General features: G+C 53.9%; 4 protein-coding genes. All 4 read left to right on the plus strand.

Annotation, left to right across the window (positions count from 1 at the left end):
- Positions 1-953 (plus strand): MoxR family ATPase (locus PHV74_15180; protein MDD5095696.1); only part of this gene is annotated, 953 nt, incomplete at its 5' end.
- The gene (locus tag PHV74_15185; protein ID MDD5095697.1) at positions 950-1,348 is read left to right on the plus strand and encodes a hypothetical protein; all 399 of its coding nucleotides are present in this window, start codon (positions 950-952) and stop codon (positions 1,346-1,348) included. The genes PHV74_15180 and PHV74_15185, both read left to right, overlap by 4 nt.
- Positions 1,349-1,401: 53 nt before the next feature.
- On the plus strand, positions 1,402-3,228 hold the full coding sequence (locus PHV74_15190; protein ID MDD5095698.1) for an IS1634 family transposase: 1,827 nt from the start codon (positions 1,402-1,404) through the stop codon (positions 3,226-3,228).
- A 245-nt stretch (positions 3,229-3,473) separates the two neighbouring features.
- Positions 3,474-4,205: acyltransferase (locus PHV74_15195; GenBank protein ID MDD5095699.1), on the plus strand; the 732-nt coding region annotated here is incomplete at its 3' end.

The following is a 4,205-nucleotide window of genomic DNA, read 5'->3' on the forward strand; positions in this document are numbered from 1 at the left end:
AACGAAAGGAATTTTCCGGTGAGGAGCGGATGAACAACCGACAGGTGGGCGAATCGATTGAGATAATCGGATCCGTGATTCGTGGCAAGGAGCGGGTGATCAAGCTTTCCTTCGCGGCCCTGCTCTGTGGCGGGCATCTGCTCTTCGAAGATCTCCCGGGCACGGGCAAAACCACCCTGGCCATTGCCGTGGCCCGGGTCATCGGAGGAGAGTTTATCCGGATCCAGTTCACGAACGATCTCATGCCCTCCGATATCGTGGGCACCGAGATTTACCGCTCTCCGCAGGAAGGATTTCATCTGCGGCGCGGCCCCATATTCACGAACGTGCTGCTCGCCGACGAGATCAACCGCGCCACCCCCAGGGCACAGAGTGCACTCCTTGAGGCCATGGGTGAGGGGAGGGTATCCCTGGGGGGAAAGACCATGGAACTTCCGAAGCCCTTTTTTGTGATCGCCACCCAGAATCCCATGGACCTTTATGGGACCTATGCACTGCCGGAGTCTCAACTGGACCGGTTTTTCATGCGCATGGAGCTGGGATACCCCGGAAGGCATGATGAGGCGGAGATCATAAGGCATGACGGCCACTACGATGAGGCCAGGAACCTTATGCCCCTGATGAACCCTTCGGAGATCACCGGGCTGCAGGCCCGTGTGGGAGAGGTGGGCGTTTCGGAAAGGATCATTCAATATATCCTGGACATTGCGGAGGCATCCCGGCGGCAGGAGTTTTTCCGATACGGTCTTTCCACCCGTGGTTCCATAGCCCTGAAAAAGGCCTCCCAGGCCTGGGCATTCATCGAGGGGCGGGAGTATGTGGTTCCGGACGATGTGAAGGAGGTCTTTTCCCCTGTGACTTACCATCGGCTTTACCCGGCAGCGGAATTGAAGGGGGATGAGCGGGAGGCCTATCTGACTCACTTCTTGCAAAAGGTGCAACCCCCTTTGTGAAGCCTAGAAGATACCGCGTCAGGATTGCCCCATCGGGGGGTGTCTTCATTGTGATCACGCTCATCCTGAGTGTGGGCGCGGTCAACACGGGCAACAATCTGCTCTATATGCTTTCCAGCCTTCTGCTCGGGCTGATGATTCTCTCCGGCCTGGCTTCCCTGGGTAATCTCCTCTTCCTCGACGTGGCGGTTGTGCCGGCAACGGAGGTCTTCGCCGGATTGCCTGCCCGTTTCCTGTTGCTGATCAGCCGGAAAAGGGGGCGCTCGTTTTTTCTCACAGGCATGACGCCTTATGGAAGCGTGCGCGTCTCGACGATCAACGGTCGGCTCTCCATGCCCATCTGGCTAACCCATCTTCCGCAGTTGGTCTCATTTTCCAGGAAAAACCGGGGCTGATTCCACCAAAGCCTGAATGATATCAGACCCCATTTGACCGAAAACCGGATGTAGTGGAGACCAACCCCTTGCGGGTGTATGAGTGCCCGGTGGATAATACGGGCATGTACCTGCGCCGGAACAGAAAGAAGAAGGGGGAGACCGAGTATGAGTACTGGTCTCTCGTTGAGTCAGTCAGATCCAAGAGAGGTCCCAGGCAAAGGGTCGTAGCGAGCATCGGCAAGCTTCCCGGTCTAGATAAGGAAGAGCGAATTGGATGGGAAGAGATCGGGCGTATTCTCTCTGGCAAGCCCCGGCCGGAAGCAGGGCTCTTTGAGAAGGAAGAAGAAGTGCCCTCATGGGCCACGGTGGATGTGCGTCGTGTCAGCGTCGAGCGGTTGCGCCATTTCGGTGATGTGTACCTGGGAGTTCACTTATGGAACAAGCTGGGTTTTTCCGAGTTCTGCCAAAAGCATATGAGCGAAGGCCGGGAAGAAATTCCGTGGTCGGTTATGGCCTGCATCCTTGTCCTCGCCCGTTTTTGCGCCCCGTCTTCCGAGTTGCAGATTGCAGAATCATGGTATGACAAGACTGCCCTGGATGACCTTCTTGGGGTCGTGGGTGAGAAAGTAAACGATGACAGACTCTACCGGGCACTTGATGTTCTCTTGTCCTACAAGGATGATCTGTGTCGGCATCTTCAAGGGCGCTATGGTGAGATGTTCGGGGCTACGTTTGATTTTCTCTTCTACGATATTACCTCCACCTACTTTGAAGGAATCGCTGAAGGCAACCCGCAGGCCAGAAGAGGATACAGCCGGGATAGTCGCCCTGATTGTCCTCAGGTCTGCATTGGGCTTGTGGCAACGAAAGAGGGTTTGCCCCTTGCCTTTGAAATCTTCGACGGTAACCGCCCTGATGTAACCACCACTGTAGAGATGGTGAGGGCGATGGAGGCCAAGTACGGTAAGGCCAATCGGGTATGGGTCCTTGATCGCGGAATGGTGAGTGAGAAGAACCTGGAATTCATGAGAAAGGTCAATGCCAGATATCTTGTCGGTACGCCAAAATCCATGCTCAAAAAGTTTGAACAACACCTCTTGGATCAAACCTGGGAAGAGGTACAGCCCGGAGTCGAGGTGAGACTCGTGGCGTCCCCACAAGGGGCGGATGAGACCTTCGTGCTTTGTCGCTCCCGTGGACGGAAGGAAAAAGAAAACGCCATCCTCGACCGCTTTGTAAACAGACTTGGAGACAAACTGGCGAGACTGGCCGAACGAGCCGAACAAGGCAAGATCAGAGACAAGCAGAAGGTGGAACGCCAGATCGGCCGACTCCTTGAACGAAACAGCCGGGCCGCGTCCCTCTTCGTGGTTACCGTGACGGAGATAGAGAGCCGAATCTCAATCCGGATCCAGAAGAATGAAGAGCGCTACCGCAGGGCACTCTATACAGGAGGGAGTTACATCCTGCGTACCAACTGGAGCGAAACCGATCCGAAGACTCTGTGGAATACCTATATCCAACTGACCGAAGTTGAAGGCTCCTTCCGCACGATGAAACACGATATGGGCATGCGGCCTATCTTTCACCAGAAGCAAAACCGGACCCAAGCTCACATCCTGGTCTGTTTTCTTTCCCTGGCTCTTTGGCGGACTTTGCAGCAGTGGATGAGGGCATCCGGGCTAGGCACTGCCCCCAGAAAACTGATCGAGGAGATAAGAGAGATCAAATCTCTGGATGTTGTCATGCCGACCAGAGACAAGCCAATCCGGCTGAGGGTGGTAGCCACCCCCTCTCCCGAACTCAAGGTGCTCTTACAGAGGATGAAACTCCTGCTCCCCAACAGGCCAAAAATAATCCAAAATGTAGTGGAGAAAATGGCGTGTTTTTCGGCGTAACTACCTGTAATCACGTTCCTCGAAACTTATAACTGCGGAAGATGGGCTAACACCTTGCTGGTGGCCAGGGATTCCTGCAAATAGTTTAATTTCACTGATTATGTCCAAATTAGACGGTGGATTTGGGCAGCAGAGAGCCATTATGGGCTTGACAGCAGGGCTTGTATAACAGAAAAGATGCTGTTGTTGGTTGGTCCTGCCGGACGGCAGCAAGGTTATCACTCTTTTGGAAAGAGGCAAAGAAAATGAGGATTGGAGTCTATCAGAACTGCCCACGCTTCGGAGAGGTGGATTACAACGTTGAACAGGCCCTGCGGGATCTGGAGACCACAGAGGCGGATCTCATCGTCATGCCTGAACTGTTCAATACCGGCTATCAATTCATTTCGAGAAGGGAAGTGGAAGATCTTGCTGAAGAAGTGCCTTCAGGGAAGACCTCACAGGCATTGCTGGGCCTTTCGAGAGATAAGAAAATGTTTGTTGTTTTCGGCCTTGCAGAAAGGCATGGCGAAAAATTTTACAATTCGGCTGCCGTTGTCGGCCCCAAGGGTTTCGTTGGGATTTACCGCAAGGTCCATCTTTTCAGTGAGGAAAAGACTTTATTCGACCGTGCGGATACAGGGTTTCAGGTTTTTGATCTGGGATTTGCCCGTATCGGGGTAATGATTTGTTTTGACTGGATATTCCCTGAATCAGCCAGGGTCCTGGCGCTTCTTGGGGCGGACATCATCTGTCATCCTGCAAATCTTGTCCTTCCCCATTGTCAGAAGGCAATGGTTACACGTTCCCTGGAGAATGGGATCTTTTCAGCGACGGCGAACCGAATAGGGGTGGAATCAAGAGGCCATAAAGGTGCCCTGACGTTCACAGGCGAAAGTCAGATCCTGGATAATGCGGGTCGAACACTGACAAGGTTAGGGCCGCATGAAGCCGGTGTTGCCGTGGCGGATATTGCCGCGCAGAGGGCGCGCAACAAG

The organism is Dehalococcoidia bacterium (assembly GCA_028711995.1).
Lineage (GTDB): Bacteria > Chloroflexota > Dehalococcoidia > SZUA-161 > SpSt-899 > JAQTRE01.